Raw genomic sequence first — 20,569 nt, 5'->3', positions numbered from 1 at the left:
TCGGTAAGACCTGGAGGACCTTCAATGCACGAGCTTCACGGTGTCAGCGTGCTGCTGATCGAGGACGAAAGCAGCATTGCCATGCTCATGGAAGACATGCTCGAACTGCTTGGCTGCGACGTGGCCGGCTGCGCGTCGAATCTGGAGGACGCCTGCGCGCGCGCCCGAAGCGACTCATTCGATGTCGCCATTCTCGACGTGAATCTCGGCGGTCATCCCGTGTACCCGGCCGCGGCGATTCTCCGCGAACGAGGCATTCCGTTCGTGTTCAGCACCGGATACGGTCACGGCGGCGTAAGCAATGATTACCAAGGCGTAGCGATTCTGGCCAAGCCGTTCGCAATGGCAGATCTCGAACGCGCCATAGTCAGTGCCCTGGCGTCGCGCCGGTAGTTAATTCATCGCGCATTGCCGCTTCAAACGGGCGAAAGAGAATTCTTTCGCGTACACGCGCGCTCGCGCGTGATTTTCCCCTTGCGATTTCCCGTCTCTTTTACCGATTTCAGGCGCTTCGGCGTTTGGATGCATTTCCGTAGAGAGGGAAAACCCGCTGTCAATCGTTCTCTTTCTGTTTTTCCGACCGGAAAAAATGTCACTCCTGGACATTTAGCCGACACAGAGGCGATGCTCCACTTCGCCCTGTCAAATCTGCCGATCCCAAGCCCAGCAAGCCTTCAAGCGCCAATTTCATCGGTAATTCCCGTTCGAAGGCCTAACGATCGATCGCGCGATTTGGTCGGCTAAATGCCAAAAATCGGCAAATGTGACTTGAGTAAAAAATCTGATCAAACAAAAACCGGCCAATAATGACCGATCGACGGGTATTCATCTTAAATAATGCGAACGTTTGTTCCGCATCCGCAAACGATTGCAGGAGTATTTCCCACCTACGATATGAATAAAGCAAACCCTTACTTTTTTCCTAATCTGTTACATTCTGAAACGTCTTAGGCAGTTTTAGGACCCTATACTGCGGTCTCCTTAACGCCAACACGAATAAATTCCCGTGCCGTCTAACCAAACCATCAGATCGCAGGACGAAACTTCCTTGTTGAACATCGCCCAGCAGAGCAAGTCGCCCCTTTCGCGTAGAAGCTTCCTGTCGTTCATGATGGCAGGTGCCGGCAGTGCCGCCCTTGCCGCTTGCGGCGGCGGCGGGGAAGGAACCGGCGCCGACAGCGTCGTCAATGCACAAGCCGTTTCCAAGGCCGCCTCGGCAAGCGGAACGGTCATTCCGCCCGCAGCATCCATTACCGACGGCTCGGGCGCCGTCTGGACGCTCGTCGGCGGCCGCGTGACCCGCAACGGCAGCGGCGTGTCGACCGGCTCGTCCGTCGCGCTCTCGGCCATCCTGTATTACAACGGCACGATCTACGCGAAGAACTCGTCCGGCACGTGGTACAAGAACGGCAGCCCGTGGCAGAACATCGGCACGACGGACCCGCGCGGCGTCGCTTCGGCGGCGGCAGCGGTGACCAGCAGCAAGCCGCTCTTCTACGGCATCAACGGCCACCTCGCATACGGCTCGGGCATCTACAAGACGATGACGGCCGCAGCGCAGCTCGCCATCCTCAAGGATCTCGGCGTGACCAACTACCGCTGCGACGTCGCCGATTCGGGCATGGCGAAGACGCTCGCGGCAGCGCTCACGGGCGCGTTCAAGGGCAGCGGCGTGTCGATCCTGCCGGTGCTGAACCCGCTGTCGTGCGGCTGGAACACGTCGCTCAGCGAATCGTCGGCTTACACGCTCGGCTACAACCTCGCAACGGGCGCCGCGACGCAGCTCAAGGGTCTCGTGACGCACATCGAATGCGGCAACGAACTCGACGTTCCGCTGAAGGTCAGCGGCGACGGCAGCAGCGCGACGAACTGGAGCCCCGCGATGTGGCCTTCGCTGCGTGGCGTGCTGCGCGGCATGATCGACGGCGTGCGTGCAATCGACCCGACGATCAAGGTCGGCGTGGGCACCGGCATTCCGCTGTCCTACCGCGCATTGCAGATGCTGTGGAATGGCGTCACCCCGAACGGCACGACGAACGGTGCGAGCGGCGCAGCCTCGGTTCGCTGGGACTTCACCTGCTACCACTGGTACGAAAGCTCGGGCGACATGCTGTGCGGCTGGCAAAACAGCCAGTGCTACGACGTGCTGCAGGCGCTGAAGGATTCGTTCGGCGTGCCGATCTGGTTGACCGAGTGGGGTTGGAACGCTCAGAAGGACACGGCGGATCAGCAAGCCGCGTACATCCCGAAGGCGTTGGCCGAGTACTACTCGCTGAGGGACAAGTACAACATCGAGTCGATCCTGATGTACGCGGTCATCGACGACAACTACGGTCTCGTCGCAGGCGATGGCGTCACGAAGCGCGCGTCGTACAACAACTTCAAGAACTTCGTGAAGGCGAACCCGGTTTAAGCGGATCGCGCAACAAAGCAGTTCAGAACGCTCTGGCTCCTTGCGGGCCAGAGCGTTTTTTTCATGCGCGCGCGCTTAAGCGTGGCTTCATCACTTTGCAGGAATCAGGTACTTCGGCAACGCGCCGAGTTTCCACTGAAAACCTTCATTGACCGTGACCGTCGACTTCGCGCCCTGCCAGTCGATCTGCGTGTACGTGCCCGGCGGAACGGGAACGGATGTCGGCACGGGGTCCGCATCCACATCGCTTCGCCAGCCGACGATCACGCGGTCGCCCTCGCCGTACTGATACACCTTCGTGGCCTGGTCATCGACGAGCGCGTGGTCCCACTTGCGCGAGCCGATGTTGCGCATCAGCGTGGCGACCGCCACGTACGAAGGCTTCGGCGTGAGATCGAGCCGCACGAGGCCGAAGTTCGCTTCCTTGTCGGCGGGCTTCACGCCGTCGTCGATGAAGTCGTACCACATCACCGCTTCCACTGCGTTGAAGCGCCGCGAAAGCAGGAACGTGCGCGCCGCGTAAGCCGCCTGCTTCTGCTCGGAGAGGCCCGCCGCCTCCGGACTCGACGGCCAGCCGATCTCCGTGATGTACAGCTTGAGCCGTCCGATGTCCGGCCGTGGGTGAGACTGCGTCATGTTCCGCAGATACGGCCATACGCTCGGCACATTCACGCGCGGTAACGGCGAACCCTTCGCGGTATAGCCGTGATCCGGATCGTATGGCGACATGTACGGATGAATGCTGAAGGCGTCCTGATACTGAAGCGCATTGGCCTTCGCGATCTCCACGATGCAATCGCCGCCGGGACCGCCGCCCGCGCCGCCGCCGCCGCACGACACGACGGTCGCATCGGGACTCACCTTCTTGATCGCGGTATAGACGGGCTTGAGCAGCGCGATGTAGTTGTCATAGCCGATCTTCGGGAACGCGGGCTCGTTCCAGATCTCCCACGTCTTCACATCGCTGCCGAAGAAGCCGACCACCTTTTGCGCGTATCGCACGAACAGATCGCGCTCCTGGTCCGTTCTCGGGAAGGCTTGCGGTCCCTTGAAGAGGGAAGGGTAGGCGCGTCCGTTGCCATAGTCGAGCACGATCAGCGGCTTGATGTTCATCATCGCCGCCTGATGCACGTAGCCGCCATAATCGTTGACGCCGCGTCCGAGTTGAAACTTGCCCGGCGTCTTCTCGACTTCGCTCCAGTAGATTTCGTCGCGTATCCACGTGAAGCCCGCGCGCTTGATGAGCGGAAGCACCGTCGCCGGATTGCCCTTGCGCTGGCCGAAGTGCGTGGCGACGCCCGCGTCCGCGAAGCTGCCGTTGCCCGACGCGAGCGCGGCGAGGCTGACCTTCACGGAATCGCTTTCCGCGCCGCCGGGCGACACGACTTTGGCATCGAGAACATACAAGCCGGGACCGGGCAATGAAATCGATACGGACACCTGACTACCGCTCTTGCCGCCCGATACCGGCGCGCGATACGTATCGACCGGCGTTTGCGAAAGTTCGGCGTTGTCGTCATAGCGATACAGCGTGGCCACGACCTGCGTGCCTTCCGACACGCTTCCCGGCGGCAGCTTGAACGTGATGCGCTTGCTGCCGGCATCGTCGCTGATGAGCGAGCCCGGCGCATTCGCCACGGTGAGGCCGCTGTCGGCGAAGGCATCGTTTGCAAGCGCGAGGCCCGCGCACTGTGCCGCCAGCATGAGCGTGGCGTGTGCGATCAGTCGGGCGTGACGCGGGTAACGCGGCACGCCCTGCTTCATGCGAAGCACTGGCATTGAAACTCCTGTTGGCTGCGTACCTGTGGATGAATCGGCGCTCATTCGCCTTCGATGAGGTGCGCGGCATGCGGCCGTGGCGGACGCGGCGCGCGCGCTGGCGTGAAGCGCCGCACGAGCGCGCGTCGTGGTCCCTGATGCCACGCGGCGAGACGCTGTTCCGCGATATACGTCTGGAAACGCGGCCAGTACAGCAGCAGGTAGCCGAGCGGCACGAACGACGTGACCGTGGTGATGCTTACCGTCGACGAGATCAGCAGGAAGAGCAGAAGCACGAAGCCATCCGACGCGGTGAAGGCCACGACGCCGAACAACATCAGCGCGCTGAAAAGGCCCATGTCCGCGATCGATGCGGGCAGTCCCGCGAACGGCACGCCGGCCACCATCATGTCGCCTTCGATCAGGCGTATGTAAGGCAGATAGCGATAGTGCTTGAGAATCTCAGGCGCGGTGATGCCGGATATGAGGTCTTCGAGCCGTGCTTCGACCATGAACGGATAACCGCCGAAGCGATGCCCGAACGTCTCGGAGCCGAAGAACACGTGGTTCCCCATGTAGACCCCAAGCAGCGTCATCGCCACTGCGAAGCAGCAAAACACGATGAGCGGATGCGTGGCGCGCAGCGGCCTGCGGAAAGGGTAGAGCGCGGCGAACAGGAACAGCAGCATCGACGACTTCGAGAAGCTGATGACGAGACCGAAGAAATACAGCGCGACGACCCGCTTGTCGATGCGCTCGTTGGTCACGAGATACACCACGAGCGATGCCACCAGCAGCGACGAGAAGAAGCCCGCTTCACGCGACAAGCCCGACACGCGCGCGAAGTAGAACACCTCGAAGAAGTTGGTGTAGGCCGCGGTCGCATACGAACCCCAGATCATTTGGCCGAGCTGGCGCGGACCGAGCGCCATCGCGAGATCGCGGTTCACGTAGTACAGCACGAACTGCAGCGCGGCGAAGCCGATGTTGATCATCATCCACGTGTGCAGATAGAAGATGCGCCGCTGCTTCGTGTACATGAGATAGCCGATGCAGACCGCAATTGACAAGACGCGCACCGCTACCGTCGGCGATCCGATCAAACTCACTGCGACCGCAACCACGAGGGGTCCGCTCCAGCGGCGCGCGGTGGCGCCGAGAAAGCGCAGGAAACCGGGATCGAAGAACGGAATGAAGAGGTAGAAGTAAATCGTGAAGCCCGACACTTGCGGATTCAGAATCACGCAAGTGAAGAACATGAAGAACAACATCGAGATGGTACGTGCGTACATGGGTCTCTCCGGACGCTAGCGTCCATCGACTCGAATTGTTATGACGTGCTCAGCAAGACAACGCGCCAATGCCTGGGCGGCATTGGCGGCGGTCCGACTTACTGATCGGAAAGGGGACGATGCGCTTATTCCTCTTCCGTCGCCACGTTGGACATATAGGCGCTTGCATAGGCATACGTGCGCTTCTCGCTGCGGCGCTTGGGCACCGCATTGAAGATCACGCCCGCGATACGCGCGCCCGTGAGATCGAGCCGCTTGATGGCTTCCTGCAGTTCGCCTTCGCTCTGCGCGCTCGGGCGCACCACGACCACCGACGATCCCGCGTTCGCCGCGATCAGGTTCGCGTCGCTGACAGCAAGCACGGCCGGCGTGTCGATGATGACGAGGTCGTAGCGCTGTTGCAGCAGATCGAGGATCAACGGCAGACGCGGCGTCGACAGCATCTTCGACGGATTGGCCGGGAAGCGGCCCGAGGTCATCAGCGAGAGACCCGGCACGTCTGTATCGCGGATGGCCTGATCGATCTGGATCTTGCTCGCGAGCACTTCAGCAAAGCCGTTGCCGCCATGTTGTCCGAAGATCGAAGCGATGCGGCCGCGTCGCATGTCGCCGTCGATCAGCAACACGCTCTTGCCGGTTTGTGCGTGCAGCACAGCCAGATTCGATGCAACAAAGGTCTTGCCGGTGCCGGGCGTGGCGCCCACGACTGCCAGCACGTTGTTCGGCGCCGGCCCGATGTCGAGCATCAGCGATGCATGCACTGCGCGCAACGCTTCGACGGCCATGTCGCGATCGCCGAGGGCGGAAAGCAGGTGATGATTCGCGTCGTCGGGCAGGACCGTATCGGCATCGCGCTCGTCGCTCAGCACGCGGCGCGACGGGTCGCCCGCAATCGCACCGGGACGGCTCTTGCCGGGCAGGAGCGATGCCTTCGACGGACGATCGAGACGCGCCTGCATCGGACTGAAGCTGACCGCGCCGAACACCGGCAGGCTCAGACGGCTTTCGACCGAATGCGGGCTCTTCACGCTGCGCGAGAGTTGATCGCGGAAGAACACGAACAGAATGCTGAGGACGAGGCCCGCGGCCGCGCCGCCACCGATCACGAGCGGACGCTTCGGCTTCGACGGATCCGTCGGATAGATGGCCGAGTCGATCAGATGCACGTTGCCGATGGTGCCTGCACGCGTGACGGCAAGCTCGCTCGCCTTCTGACGCATTGCCACGTAGATGTCTTCGGCGACCTTCGAATCACGCGTCAGATCCATCAGCTTGCGTTCGGATACCGGCAGGCGGCCGAAGCGCTGATCGAATGCCTGTTTCTGGGCCTTGAGCGTCGCGAGTTGTTCGTCGATGGTGCGCACTTCGCGCGTCGTCGGTGCAAAGCGGGCAGCGGTCTGCGTGCGCTGCATCTCGAGCGTCGCGATCTGACGTTCGATGTCGATGCTTCCCTGCAGATACGAATTCGCTTCCGTACCGGGCTGCATCGAATTCGACGACATGCGGTAGTTGCTCAACTCGGTCTCGGTGCGCTTCAGTTCGCTCTCGAGTCGCGGCAGTTCGCCGAGAATGAAGTTGCGCGTGACGCTCGCTTCCTCGCGGTGCTGATCGACATGCGCCGCGATATAGGTCTGCGCGATCGAAGTCGTGATGTCCTGCGCGAGCTTCGGGTCCTCGTTTTCATAGAGAATCTGCACGACGCCGGAATCCTTCATCGATTCCATGACCTTCAGGTTCTTCGAGAAACGCGCGACCGCCTGATACTCGCTGAAGCGAATGACGTTGAATTCCGTGCCCGGACGAGCGACGAGCTTGTCGATCATGATCGACGTGCCGTCCGACGTCGCGACGCGGCCAACGGTGCCATGAAGGATCGAGTTGCCGTCGTTGTCGACGAGCTCATACGCGCCTTGCGGGAGCACGCGCAGCATGAGTTTCTTGTTTTCGAGGCGCGCCGGCACTTCGAGCTGGCTCACGTTCACGTCTTCACCGCCCCATGCGAACGAGCTGAAGCCGAGAAGCGGCGCAGTGGGTTGGCCCGGCGTGGCCAACATACTCGAAATACGGCCGAGCAGCGGCATCTCGCGCGGCGTGATGGAGATGTCCTGATGAAACTTCTTGATGACCGGCAGAAGCACCGCGCGGCTTTGAATGATCTGAATCTCGGCGTCCGTCGGCAATTGCGAAGGGACGACCTGTTGCTGCACTTGCCCGCTATTCACGCCGAGTGCATTGGGATTTGGAAAGTCGACCTTGACGAGCGCATCCGACGAAAAAACGGGCGTGGCAAGGAATGCGTAAGCCGTTGCCAAAGCCGTCACGCCGATGATGATCGACACGACGAGCCAGACGTTATCGACGATGAGTTTCCAGAAATCACTTGCAGAGAATCTATCGTCTCGGCTGCGCATCGGGACTGGATCGATCCCAAGAACTGGTGTGTTCATTAGAGGGTTTCCTTATGGATTCGAATGTCGGTCCAAAGATTCACGGCGCGCGGCGCAAGGAATACCGTTCCCGCGACCGCACGACCCGTAAAAAATTCCAACGTTTGCTAAAGAAGGAGAATGTTTGGGACGGCCAAACATCAGACGGTAGCGCCCCGCGGCAGAAAACTCGGGAAAACGCGTAGCCGTCGCAATACGGTTACCTTCCAGCCTAGTCAATTTACGGTACGTGCGCTAACGCACATTACGAAAAAAGGGACGTAGCAGGCGTGAAAAGTTTTAGCCGATCGCATAGTTAGGCTTGACTCGCGTCTGCTTTTGCTTCTAGCCACTAAATTCAATGGCTTACAAAAGCGAACGTGTAATCTCAACCTGCTGTTTGTAGAATCTGCATGAGTTTCTTTGCAGCGCCTTCCCATCTGAATTGCGATGCATGCGCCAACCCCGCGCGACGATGTCTCTCGCGCAATTCGTCGTTGGTCGCCATCGATTCGATCTTGGCCGCAATGTCCTCGACCGACGTGGCGTCGCAATACATGGCCGCATCGCCGCATACTTCAGGAAGCGACGCTTCAGCCGATACGATCACCGGGCATCCGCAATACATCGCTTCAAGCGGCGGCAAGCCGTATCCTTCATAGAGTGAAGCAAAAACGAGGCACGCCGCGCTGCTGTAGAGCGCCTTGAGTTCGCCGTCGGTGACGAAGCCCGCCCATATCACGCGATCCGACTCCGGCTGCTGTGTCGAATCACGATTGGCGAAGACGCGTGGATTCGCGCCGCCCGCGATGACGAACTTGAAGTCGTCGTCGAGGTGATTGAGCAGCCTGGTTGCAGCGAGCACGCGCTGAAGATTCTTGCGCGGGTCCAGGCTGCCGACGAGGATGCAGTACTTGTCTCTCTTGAGCGCGAGCTTCTGAAGAATGCCGGGTTCGGCCGTGACGCGATCCATGTGATCGGCGCCGGGCCGGATGACTTCCACGCGAGACTCGTCGAGGCCGAGATGATGGCAAATGCGCTCGCGTGAGAAGCGCGATACGGTCAATATCAGGTTCGCTTGCCTGCGCAGCACCGAGAATCTCAGGCGGTACCACATCACGAATTTCTTGGAGAAGCCATGCGGGACGTCGTAGACGGCCATGTCATGGATCATCAGCAGATGATGGCGCTTGAAAAGCGGCCCGGTATTGCAGAGACTGATGAGCGTATCGCGCCGCGATTCCAGCGGAAGTGTGATCTGCTCCCAGAGATTGCCCTTCAGATTACGAGCGATGTGCGTACGGCGCGCGGCCAGTCCCAGGTCGTTCGCATCGGGAGGCACGAGAACGGGAAGCTCGGTTGGCGACGATGCTCGCGACTGCATGGCGCGCGTGAGTTCATACGCAACGCGTTGCACGCCAGTGATGCGCTGTGATGCGAACTTACCGTTTATTGCAAAGCCCATCGAGTGTCCTTGTTTATTGCAAATGCTCATGCTGCATACGACGCGGACGCCGGCCCTCGCATCGAAAGACGTGCGCCAACACGCAGACGAACGGAGCAGCCTTTCTATCAGAGAGTAAGTCGCTTGTCATGCGTGTTCTAATTTATATGTGCGGTACCGGACGCAATTAATCGCGCTTAACAGGGAATTGCTAAAGAAATGCTTTCGTCATGACGATCGGGCGTTTTTATTTCGTTACTGAGTATTTCGTTCATTGCCGAAGCACGATGCATCGCTTAGAGTGTCGTCTTCGCGGGACGGTTGCTGCCTCCAGGACCAGCGCCTTTTAACTGACCAACGAAGTCACACAGGCTCGCATTCCATTTGCGCCTGCCTTGCGCGGTCCTGGCATCAACCATGCTAATAGTCGGTGCCTCGAGTCGTTACCATCGAATCAGCATGCGAACCATAACGTCGTACCGGGGAAGTACGGCTGCGCGCGCCGCGTGTGGCGCGACACACAGGAACGTATGGGACAGGCAATGTCATTCGTTACGCGCGTGCACTCGTTCATCGGGCTCATCGCACGCGCAATCGATATCGTCCGGGTTTTAGGCTTGTTTCTCGTGGCGACGGTCTCGATGTGGTTGTTCGAGACGGCCGAGAGACTCTTGAGCCGCATGAAGAAAAGCCGTCAATAAATCTGGCCGGGTCGCTTCACGTCTGCTGGCTTTTTAGTGAGCGGCGCGGTGGTTAGCACATTCAAATCATCATTGGCAGTCTGCCAAGCCCCGGGAGCGCCCATGTATCAGGAGATACTGTGAAAGTTGCCATTGTCCACGATTGGCTCGTGGTGTCGGGCGGAGCCGAGAAAGTATTGCAGCAGATCATCGACTGCTATCCGAATGCCGACATCTTTACGCTCGTCGACTTTCTGGAAGATCGCACCTGCCTCAGAAATCGTCCGGTTCATACTTCCTTCATTCAGAAGCTGCCTTCCGCGAAGAAGCGCTACAGGAGCTACTTGCCCCTCATGCCGCTCGCGATCGAGCAGTTCGATCTCTCCGGCTACGACCTCGTGATATCGAGTTCGTACGCGGTCGCCAAAGGCGTGATCACCGGCCCGGATCAATTGCATATCAGCTACATGCATTCGCCGATCCGCTATGCGTGGGACCTGCAGCATCAGTATCTGAACGAGGCGGGTCTTTCCAAGGGCATCAAGTCCCTTCTTGCGCGCGGGCTGCTGCACTACATTCGCGGCTGGGACGCCCGTTCGACGAACGGCGTGGACCATATCATCGCCAATTCGCATTTCATCAGCCGGCGCGTCAAGAAGGCGTACCGCCGCGATGCGACCGTGATCTATCCGCCGGTCGATGTCAGTGCGTTCGGCATGCGCACGCAGAAAGAAGACTTCTATGTGACCGCATCGCGCATGGTTCCGTACAAGCGCATCGACATGATCGTGAAGGCGTTCTCGATGACACCGGAGCGGCGTCTCGTCGTGATCGGCGACGGGCCGGACATGCACAAGGTCCGCGCGGCCGCAGGCCCGAATATCACGATCATGGGCTATCAGTCGTTCGAAGTCCTGCGCGATCATCTCCAGCGTGCGCGCGCTTTCGTCTATGCGGCCGAAGAAGATTTCGGCATCTCGATCATCGAAGCGCAGGCATGCGGCACGCCCGTCATCACGTTTGGCAGAGGCGGTGCGCTGGAAACGGTCATCGGCATTCCGCGCGAGCGGCCGACCGGCGTGTTCTTCAAGGACCAGACGCCTGCATCGCTGAATGAAGCCGTTTCGCGCTTCGAGCGCAATAGGCATGCATTCGACCCGCGAGTCTGCCGCGAAAACGCGGAGCGCTTCTCCAGCGAAATCTTCAAGGCCTCGCTCAGCTCGTTCATCGACATGCGGCTCGCGCGCTTCCAATCGGATGCGGCCGCCGATCGGCGTCCCGTGCATGGCGACGTTGCCGTGCCGAGAGGTGCTGTCGAATCGGTCGAGCCTCTCGAGTGATCGAGAGTCAATGATTAGGTGACCGTATCGAAGCGCTTGGCTTGCGCATGCGCCGCGTTCTTCTCGGTGTCGATGAGGGACGTGGCGGCAATCGTCCTGAAGCCCGATGCGATAGCCGCGAGCGCTCGTCCGATGGTGCGTGCGGCCATCGGCACATGTACCTTCGATGGCGCGTGCGCGTTCTCATGGCGCTCCAGTTCACTGGCGGCGTTGGGCGCCTGTCCGTAGAAGCTGAGAAACGGACCCGCGTTCGCCCTGGCGCGGGCATACATGCGCGACTTCTCCAACAAAGCCGCTAGCAGGTTCTGATCGATCTGATCCGCATGCCTTCGTAGCGTCTCGAGCGCCGCGGCCGCCACGGTCAGCGATTGCGCGAGCACCGGAAGATTGCGCCCGATGCCGACATCGAGCAGGCGAAGGACACGGGGCAGATCGGTCGGCGTGTCGGCAAGCTCGCGGTTAGCGAGCAGGATGGCCGCGTCAGGCGATCCGCGCGCGGTCTGGAACAGATTCACGGCATCCGCGAGCGTGAATCTGTCCCGCGCTCGAAGCCGGATGGCGACATGAGCGAGCGCACATGCAATGAGCGGATCGTCACGCACGCTATTCCAGTCGAAGCCGTTAGTGAGTTCTTCGGCGAGGCGCGGCGCCTGCACCATTTCATTCATTGCGAGAAGCGAGAGCAATGCACTGCGCGGTCCTTCCGATGCGCGAGAAACGACGACGCTCAATGGATACTCTTGTCCTTCAGCGCGCATGTTCGGCGTAAGAAGAACCTTCACGTGGCCCGCCGGAAGCGATACGAAGCACGGCGGCAACTCGGGTCCGCCAATCTGAAAGAGACATGGCTCGCGCATGTCCACTTCGAATTGCTCGGCATAAGCGCACGATCGATGCTGATGGATAACAAGCTCGACGGGGCGCCACGTTCCGAATCGCGGCGCCCATAGTTGTCCCCATACCTGATAGGCGGGCGTCTCGTCGAACGACACGCGCGACGCTTCCGCGAGATCGACATGCGCGGCGGCCCACGTGAGCCATTCGGGAATGTCGTCGGGAACGAGGTCGATCGTATGTTGAGCGAAGCGTCCCACGAACGGAATGCGGCGCGTGATGTTCGGACCGTTCATCGTCGACACCTTGACGACCACGGCCGACAAGCCGCTCGCGCCGGGCCGTCCCGTGCTTTCCGATGATCTGCCGCCGCTGTTCGTGTCGTCCGGCAATTCGACCGTGGTTGCGTGCTTCGTGGATATGATGACGCGCTCGACTACCGATCCCCGCTCGCTCTTGACCTCCGCAGGCAATGCGACGTCTTCTTTGTCGTCATCGCTCAACGACGCGAGACTGAGGATAACGACTCGGCTCATGACATGGGGCTCTCGGAATTAAGAAAGTACATAGTAGGTCAAATCAATGAGTTTGACTACGATCGACGTTCGTACCGCATGCTCCGTGCAAGGCGGCGCTTGAATGCGGGCGTCACTTCTTCAGCACATCGGGACTGGGCGCTGACGCGGAGTCGAATGCGTCGGCGTAAGGCGCGGGACGCGTGATGACGCGCTGTGCCTGCGCATCGAATACTTCTCGCGAGAAGCGGCGGCGGAATTCCTGCGCAAGCAAAGCGACCGGCACATCGCGAGCGGCAAAGACGCGTTCGACGAATGCGTCGTGATCGCCCGGGGGAAAGAGCAGCGCTTGGGGCAAGTAGGCATCGAGTCCCGAGACGCGCGCCACGACAATCGGCCGCTCGGCGAGTATCGACTCGATCATGACGAGCGGCACACCTTCGAATGCGGAAGGAAGCACGAGCGTGTCGCTTGCGGCGATATACGGAAGCACGTCACTCTTTTTGCCCAGTATGCGAACGCACTCCGACAGCACCGGGCTCGCTTCGACCATCGCGCCAAGGCGCGCCGCGTCCGGCCCTTCGCCGATAATCAGCACGATGCTGCGCCTGAATGCACCGGCGTGACGTTCGATCGATTCGAGCAGGAAGTCGTGACGCTTCTGTTCGAAATCGATCCGCCCTATGTGCGTGATGATCGTCGTGCCGTCATCGGGCAAACCGAGCGACGCGCGCGCTTCGGCGCGCGTGAGTATCGTGCGGCCGAAGCGGTGATCGACGCAATTCTCGAGGATCATCGTGCGCGCATGTGGTGCGAACATGCGCAACTTGGCGCGCAAATGCTCGTTGAGGGTGATGAACTCATTCGGCATGCGATACACGCCACGCTTGGCAAGCCACTTCGCTTTGTCGATGAGACGAGTGCTCTTGGGTCTGTCGTCGACGAGCGGCAGATAGCTGATGCTTCGCGTGCCCGACAAGCGCGCGGCAAACAGGCCCGCGAGCCCCGAGACGATGGTGCCTTGCGCGATCAGCAGTTTATGCGGCTGCAGCTTGCGAAGAATGGACGCGGTGAAGCGGGCCATGCGCAACATTGCGAGGAGATTGCCGCGTATGGATTCGGCGGTGAAGGGAAGGGCAATTGTCTGTACTTTGCGATGTTCGCTGGCAAGCTCGCTCACATATCGAAAGAGGGCCGCGTTCTCTCGCGGGACGAAGACATGCAAGGCCTCGATATCCGCACTCTGAACGAGTGCGAGCAAGAAGCGCTTGAGCATCTCTTCATGACCGCCGTTGATGCCGGAGTCGCAATAGATTCCCACCTTCACGACGTTCTCCCTTGTTGCGCGCATCGGAGCGCGTCTTTACGGCCTTCGTGACGACATGGACGAACTCGTTCCAGCATCCAAAGTTTAGTGACGGCTTGCTGTCGATGTCCAGAAAACATCGTTGAAGGGCGCTTTACCAAGGGCATGCATGCAAGCGGCTTAATATCAGAAGTAATGGATTTCAAGGAAGTCTCACGTGAGCCGCCATCGCCTCGGAGCGGGGCAGAAAGCGCTAAACGCGGTGCCGTTTCATTATTGGGGCCATCTAAACGTGCAGCCCTTCATGTCGTGCAGACCGGCGCGTCGCATATGCGCGACGCACGTGTGTTCAGCTTACATTCTTCCTGCGCAGAACGCTTGAACGATCGTTCGCAGGGCTATCGATATTGTTGTTCGAAAGCGTTTTCTCGGGTACATAACGGTGCATCGGTATGCTAACGTCGGTTGGAATCATCGTTTGAACCGTTGACATCAGGCCAGGCTTTCGCGTCGACATTGTTACTTGAGTCTCTGAAGCGTTCGTGTCGAAGGGTCGACTCTTTGTCGAGGCGACGCTGCCTCTAGCGGCAAATTGCCCGCCGAACGCGTATCGAGCGCCACATCGGTGCACTGCGCGTTGCGGACGGCACTCATTCGATCGGGTATGACCATGGACCAGCACGATGAGTTGCGGTCGCTTTACTCAGTCATCTGCCCTCGCTGTCAAAGCATCTCTCCGGCGGATGACATCGCATGCCCATATTGCGGCGCGGATCGCCACGGCGCAACGCTCACGAGAGCCGACGAATCGGCAGCCGTCATGTTGCGCGAGTCGTCCGGCATGGGACTCCACGCGCAAACGGAAGGCTACGAACCGGATTCCCGCGCTTCGGCGATCGAGGCCAGCAGAACTTCATTGCTTGCCTTGCCACGCGTGCTATCACCGAAGCCGAATCGCGCGATCTTACTCGCGGTCGGCATTTGTATCTTTGCCAGTGCTTACGCGTTGATGCGCGCCACATTCAATGACGGCGCCCGATCGCAACACACTGGAGTGAGTGCCGTAGGCACCGTGGGACTCGCCGCACCGATCACGCCGGCAGCCCGAACTAACGAACGCCAGGCGACGAAGACGAAAGAGGGTAGCGAATCCATTCCATTTGCGCCGGACCGCTTGCTTGCCTTCGAGACATCGCTACAACGGGTAGCTTTTATCGTGCCAGGGCCCGCGCAAACGACTCCTTGCAGTGTGACGCCCGCCGCGGCGCTCGGCCTCGATATGCTTTGGTGCAATTCACGCCCAAATCAGCGCGTGGCGAACGCTGTCGATTTGAATGAACAGCGCCCAATGAAGGTGGAGAATGCGAAGCCGGATCGTCTGATGAATGCGCGGCCTGCGACGAATGCACAACACACCGCGCGTGTCGAAGAAAAGCAACGGGTATCGCGGTCAGTAAGCAAGGGCAAGGCGACCGTTGCCTCCAGGTCGAACACGTGCTCACGAAAGGGCGATGCATGCATCAAGAAAGCGGTGAGTCGGGGATCGCGAACCGATAAGAAGCCGCAGCGCACAGCTTCGCGGGAGAAAAAGCTAGACACCGGTTATACGCAAAGTCCGACTGTCCTGCCGCCGGTCGTCAATCCCGCGATGACATCGGCGGGCAGTTGGACGCCCAGCACCGGCCCGGATCCATATGCCGCTGCCGTTCGCGAAGACAACGGTGGTTCCGTTCCGCACCCCCGTGCGACGACTCCAAACAAGGGGCGCGGTGAAGCGCATTAATCGTTAGCATGACGGAATAAACGAGCGCGAGTCATCGATGCATCGGCGTCGTCTCCGATTCCACCCGCGACATGATCGCCATGCGCCAACGGGCAAGATCGATGGTGTGCGCGGTGCAGAACGCACATTGCCTTTATAGTGCTTCTACCTGAAACGCCAAAGAGAAGAAGCATGAGTATCCAGACCCTCAACACGCCGGCCGCGCTGATAGACATCCGCCGGATGCGCCATAACATCGAACGCATGCAGTCGCAACTCGATCGGCTAGGCGTGAAATTCCGCCCTCACGTGAAAACGACGAAATGCAGCAAGGTCGTCGCCGCGCAAATCGAAGCCGGCGCGCGAGGCATTACTGTCTCGACGCTCAAAGAAGCGGAGCAATTCTTCGATGCAGGCATTCGCGACATTCTGTATGCCGTCGGCATGGTTCCCGCCAAGTTGCCGCAAGCGCTGGCCCTGCGACGCAAGGGTTGTGACCTGAAGATCATCGTCGACAGTCTGCAAGCGGCGCATGCAATTGCGAGTTACGGTCAGACGCACGGCGAGCGCTTCGAAGTGTGGATCGAGGTCGATGTGGATGGCCACCGGTCCGGCGTTCAGGTCGAAGACAACTTGCTGATTGAAATCGGCCGGGCGCTCGTGGACGGTGACATGACCTTGGGCGGTGTTCTCGCGCACGCAGGCTCCAGCTATGAATACGACACGAAGGAAGCGCTAGAGAAGATCGCGGAGCAGGAGCGCGCGCTGACGGTTCGTGCGGCCGAACGGCTTAGAGAGGCGGGGCTTCCGTGTCCGGTCGTGAGCATCGGGTCGACGCCTACCGCGCTTTCCGCGCAGCATCTCGAAGGCGTGACCGAAGTCAGGGCCGGAGTGTATGTGCTCTTCGATCTCGTCATGCACAACGTGGGCGTGTGCGAGATCGAAGACATCGCGCTTTCCGTGCTGACGACGGTCATCGGTCATCAGGAAGAGAAGGGCTGGGCTATCGTCGATGCGGGCTGGATGGCGATGAGCCGTGATCGCGGCACACAGCGCCAGTCACGCGATTTCGGTTATGGCCTCGTATGCAGCGAGGAAGGCGAGGTGCTCGGCGACTACGTGATGAGCGGTGCGAATCAGGAGCACGGCATCGTGTCGCGAGCCGGTTCGATCGATACGGAAATCGCGGCGAAGTTTCCCATCGGCACGCGCCTTCGCATCGTGCCGAATCATGCTTGCGCAACGGGGGCGCAGCATCCCGAGTATCACGCCATAGCAGAGGATGGTTCGGTCGAGACGTGGCCGCGATTCTATGGCTGGTAAGCGAAACTGACTGAAGTGAATTTGCCGCCGGATGCCTGTTTCAAGGCTTCCGGCGGTCTCGTCGATGCGCTTCAGGCTGCGAGCGCTTCATCGATCTTGTCGATGTCCACGATGGCTTTCACGGCCGCCGCATGCTCGCGAATCAGGCGATAGACGGTTTCGCCCGGCACCGTCTCCGATTCTAGCAATTGATCGGCAATGGCGCGCAACACCGGTTCGTTCGCCTTGAGCAACGAGAAACAGGCATCGTTGAGATCGTGCAGAAGTTCGTTCGCATGCGCAATGGCCGTCTTCAATTGCAGACCTGCGACCTGTTGCGGCAACGCGGCAAGACTGAACAGATTGCCCTCGCTGTTGAAGCCGAACTTCGACACCATATCCAGACCGATACGCGATGCTTCCTGCAAATCTTGAGCCGCGCCGCTCGATGCTTCGTTGAACATCAGCAGTTCCGCATTGCGCCCGCCGAGCAGCACTTGAATCTCATTGCGCATCTCCGTCTCGCGATAAAGATGCTTGTCCTGCGTCTTCGTGATGAGCGCGACACCCAACGCACCGCCGCGCGGCAGGATCGTGACTTCTTCGAGCACGCCCGTATTGAGCAATGCCGCGACGAGTCCGTGCCCGGCTTCGTGAATTGCAATGCGCGTGCGTTCGTCGTCGGACAAGGCGCGCTCTGCACCGTTTATATCGCCGATGCGCGCAATCTTGATCGCTTCGACAAAATGCCCGGCCGCGACTTCTTTCTCGCCGGCCTTGCGCGCAACGAGTCCCGCCTGATTGGCGATCATCGCAAGCGTGGCCGGCGAAAGACCGGTGGTGAGGCGTGCGAGTTGCGTGAAGTCGATGTCGCCGCTCTTCGTCTTCAGGCTCGCCGCATAAAAGCGCAAGATCTTCTCGCGGTCTTCGATATCGGGTAGACGAACCTGAATGGTTCGATCGAAGCGACCCGGACGACGCAGCGCTTCGTCGAGATTGTCCGGATGATTCGTCGCCGCCACGATGATCACGCCTTCGTTCGACGCGAAGCCATCCATTTCGGCAAGCAGTTGATTGATGATGCGATTGCTCTCGGCTTCAACGGGACCGCCGCCGCTATCCGTGCGCTTGCCGAGGCCATCGGCTTCGTCAATGAAGATCACCGTCGGCGCATTCTTGCGCGCAAGCTCGAACAGATGCTTTACTTTCTGAATGCCGACGCCGTAGTACTTCGCGCTGAAATAACTGCCCGTGATAGCGATAAAATTCGCGCCACATTCGCCGGCGAGCGCCTGAGCAAGACGCGTCTTGCCGACGCCAGGACCGCCGGTCATCAGAATGCCGCACGGCGCGCGCACGCCCATGCCGGTGAATTGCGCGGGCTCGGTGAGCCATGCACGCACATCGGTAAGCGCGGCCTTTGCTTCGCCTGCGCCGATCACATCGTCGAAGCGCATCGTCGGAGACTTGGCGAGCAGTTGCGCGCCGCCGCGCATCTCGCGTCGCATGAACCACAAGAGACCGCCGACCATCAGAACCGGCAGCAGTATGCTCAGGATATCGCGCAGACGATCGAAGTTGTCGGCCCAGCGCGCCATGCCGGTCTGCACATTCGCGTCCGGCAACCAGACCAGTTGATACGGAGCGTTCGCACCCGACTTCAAATCGCCGATCAGGAGCGCATTGGAAAATGAGCCGTTGTGGTCGGCCACATAATATTTCTCGCCGTGCTGCGTGGACACGAGAATCGCATCGCGGCTCACGCCGATTGCGCTGACGTCGTGAGCGCGAATATCGGTCATCAACTCGGAGACGTCTTTCTCGCGATGCGTCCACGGCGTGGCATCCGCACGCATTTCCTTCGCGACGCCGGGCAAAGCCAGCCCCTCATGCTGTGAGAGCGTTGCGTTGTGACGCCAGATGAACGCGCCAGCCGCAGCAGCAAGCGCAACGGTGGTCACGCCATATGCAATGAAGCGGCCAACGCGTGACCGCAGAAAATTCCTTACCGGTTTCATCAGGCAAATCCTGAACGGGTCCGCAATGCGCGGCCGTTAATGTATGGTCGGAGCGTGAGTCCGAAGTGTGTCGGGGGTATTGCTTCGGTGGTGGGATGTCCGCCGCGCGCGGCTTGACGATTGACCTTGAACCGCTGGAGAGAGCAGTGCGTCATGCATGCCGTTTTCTTAACGGCAATCGGCGCACCTTCTTGACCTGAAACGAAAAGCGGTACTTCTTACTCGCGTTTCGTCCATTCAAGTGTTTTCTTTAAAGCGTTTCTGAGGATATCACAGCATTAATTCGCGCTCCACGCGGTAAAGAATGCCGCCTCTTATATTCACTAGTTTTATCCGAACATGAAGTCGGCGTCTACGCATTTTCCCTATGTTACGATCGTAACAAGACTGCTGTAAACTGAGATCAATCTATCAAAACCTGTTGTGCATCGCGCAAGCGTGCAACTCACTCGATCTCATGGTGGAAACTGTCTCGAAGTCTGTCGTCGCGTGGCCCGGCAAGGCGCAGGCTCACACCAGCGCGCGCAATCCTGGCGTGCCGTTCGATCTCGCATGGCTCGAAGGGCTGCGAGTGAATCAATCGGCTGTATCGCGAAGAACGTCCACGCTCGGCACGCGTCGCGCCGTCAAGAAAGATGCGCAAGCGGCGTGGCTGCTCAAAGCCATTACCTGCATCGATCTCACTACGCTTAACGGCGACGACACCGCCGCGCGCGTCGAACGGCTCTGCGCTAAAGCACGCCGTCCTTTGCGCGACGATCTGCTGGACGCACTCGGCATGTCGGGTCAGCCCATCACGACGGGCGCGGTCTGCGTGTATCACCGCTTCGTCAGGACGGCCGTCGATGCGCTGGATGGCAGCGGCATTCCGGTTGCGGCCGTATCCACCGGTTTTCCCGCCGGCCTCAATCCCCATTCGCTGAAGTTGAAGGAAATCGAGGCTTCGGTAGCGGATGGCGCCAAGGAAATCGATATCGTCGTCACGCGCGAGCATGTGCTGACGGGGAACTGGCAAGCGCTTTATAGCGAAATGCGCGACTTCCGTGCCGCTTGCGGCGATGCGCACGTGAAGGCCATTCTCGGCACCGGCGACATTCACACGTTATCGAATATCGCCAAGTCGTCGATGATTTGCATGATGGCGGGCGCGGATTTCATCAAGACATCGACGGGAAAGGAAAGCGTTAACGCAACGCTCGACGTGTCGCTCGTCATGTTGCGCATGATTCGCGAATATCTCGCACGCACGGGCGCGGCAGTCGGTTTCAAACCCGCGGGCGGCGTGTCCAGCGCGAAGTCAGTGCTTCAATACCAGATCCTCATGAAGGAAGAACTGGGGCGCGCATGGCTCGAAGCCGATCTCTTTCGCATCGGCGCTTCCAGTCTTCTTGCCGATATCGAGCGGCAACTCGAGCATCACGTAAGCGGGCGCTATTCGGCGTTCAATCGTCATCCGGTTGCTTGACCAAGCACTCACAC

At 59.8% G+C, this 20,569-nt stretch carries 13 protein-coding genes; 6 read left to right on the top strand and 7 right to left on the bottom strand.

Translation table 11 applies throughout. The annotated features are described in order from the left end of the window. The first annotated feature begins 24 nt into the window (after nt 1-24). Nucleotides 25-393, top strand: a complete 369-nt coding sequence (locus NCR39_RS24905; RefSeq protein WP_250454817.1) for a response regulator — start codon at nt 25-27, stop codon at nt 391-393. A gap of 715 nt (nt 394-1,108) precedes the next feature. Continuing rightward, nucleotides 1,109-2,413 carry a glycosyl hydrolase gene (locus tag NCR39_RS24900; protein WP_250454815.1) on the top strand — a complete coding sequence of 435 codons (1,305 nt, stop codon included), beginning with the start codon at nt 1,109-1,111 and terminating at the stop codon, nt 2,411-2,413. 90 nt (nt 2,414-2,503) lie between these two features. On the opposite strand, the gene NCR39_RS24895 is transcribed toward NCR39_RS24900, so the two are convergent. From NCR39_RS24895 to NCR39_RS24880, 4 genes are all read right to left on the bottom strand, one after another. Beyond that, the gene (locus NCR39_RS24895; protein WP_250454813.1) at nt 2,504-4,192 is read right to left on the bottom strand and encodes a glycoside hydrolase 5 family protein; all 1,689 of its coding nucleotides are present in this window, start codon (nt 4,190-4,192) and stop codon (nt 2,504-2,506) included. Nucleotides 4,193-4,233: 41 nt separating this feature from the next. Continuing rightward, the gene (locus NCR39_RS24890) at nt 4,234-5,463 is read right to left on the bottom strand and encodes a hypothetical protein (protein ID WP_250454811.1); all 1,230 of its coding nucleotides are present in this window, start codon (nt 5,461-5,463) and stop codon (nt 4,234-4,236) included. Between the two features lie 125 nt (nt 5,464-5,588). Continuing rightward, a complete protein-coding gene (locus tag NCR39_RS24885; RefSeq protein WP_250454809.1) occupies nt 5,589-7,874 on the bottom strand; it encodes a polysaccharide biosynthesis tyrosine autokinase in 2,286 nt (761 codons plus the stop codon). 403 nt (nt 7,875-8,277) lie between these two features. After that, entirely contained in the window at nt 8,278-9,354 is a 1,077-nt protein-coding gene (locus NCR39_RS24880; RefSeq protein ID WP_250454807.1) for a glycosyltransferase family 4 protein, read from the bottom strand. Nucleotides 9,355-10,153: 799 nt separating this feature from the next. On the opposite strand from NCR39_RS24880, the gene NCR39_RS24875 reads away from it, so the two are divergent. Beyond that, nucleotides 10,154-11,353 carry a glycosyltransferase family 4 protein gene (locus NCR39_RS24875; protein WP_250454805.1) on the top strand — a complete coding sequence of 400 codons (1,200 nt, stop codon included), beginning with the start codon at nt 10,154-10,156 and terminating at the stop codon, nt 11,351-11,353. A gap of 14 nt (nt 11,354-11,367) precedes the next feature. Here NCR39_RS24875 and NCR39_RS24870 read toward each other — a convergent pair whose 3' ends face one another. Both NCR39_RS24870 and NCR39_RS24865 read right to left on the bottom strand, forming a co-directional pair. After that, nucleotides 11,368-12,723 carry a hypothetical protein gene (locus tag NCR39_RS24870; RefSeq protein ID WP_250454803.1) on the bottom strand — a complete coding sequence of 452 codons (1,356 nt, stop codon included), beginning with the start codon at nt 12,721-12,723 and terminating at the stop codon, nt 11,368-11,370. Nucleotides 12,724-12,835: 112 nt separating this feature from the next. Next, a complete protein-coding gene (locus NCR39_RS24865; RefSeq protein ID WP_250454802.1) occupies nt 12,836-14,029 on the bottom strand; it encodes a glycosyltransferase in 1,194 nt (397 codons plus the stop codon). 649 nt (nt 14,030-14,678) lie between these two features. Between NCR39_RS24865 and NCR39_RS24860 the strand changes: the two genes are divergently transcribed. Beyond that, the gene (locus NCR39_RS24860; protein ID WP_250454800.1) at nt 14,679-15,791 is read left to right on the top strand and encodes a zinc ribbon domain-containing protein; all 1,113 of its coding nucleotides are present in this window, start codon (nt 14,679-14,681) and stop codon (nt 15,789-15,791) included. A gap of 171 nt (nt 15,792-15,962) precedes the next feature. After that, nucleotides 15,963-17,093: a DSD1 family PLP-dependent enzyme gene (locus NCR39_RS24855; protein ID WP_250454798.1), complete on the top strand. Its 1,131-nt coding sequence runs from the start codon at nt 15,963-15,965 to the stop codon at nt 17,091-17,093. A 71-nt stretch (nt 17,094-17,164) separates the two neighbouring features. Here the strand turns inward: NCR39_RS24855 and NCR39_RS24850 are convergent, their stop codons facing one another. Next, the gene (locus NCR39_RS24850; RefSeq protein ID WP_250454797.1) at nt 17,165-19,090 is read right to left on the bottom strand and encodes an AAA family ATPase; all 1,926 of its coding nucleotides are present in this window, start codon (nt 19,088-19,090) and stop codon (nt 17,165-17,167) included. Nucleotides 19,091-19,547: 457 nt separating this feature from the next. Between NCR39_RS24850 and deoC the strand changes: the two genes are divergently transcribed. Then, nucleotides 19,548-20,555, top strand: coding sequence for a deoxyribose-phosphate aldolase (gene deoC, locus NCR39_RS24845; RefSeq protein WP_250454794.1), 1,008 nt, complete (start codon nt 19,548-19,550; stop codon nt 20,553-20,555). The last annotated feature ends 14 nt before the right edge of the window (nt 20,556-20,569 follow it).

This window comes from Caballeronia sp. ATUFL_M2_KS44, from assembly GCF_023630965.1.
GTDB classification, from domain to species: domain Bacteria; phylum Pseudomonadota; class Gammaproteobacteria; order Burkholderiales; family Burkholderiaceae; genus Caballeronia; species Caballeronia concitans.
This window is presented reverse-complemented; position numbering and strand designations above follow the sequence as displayed.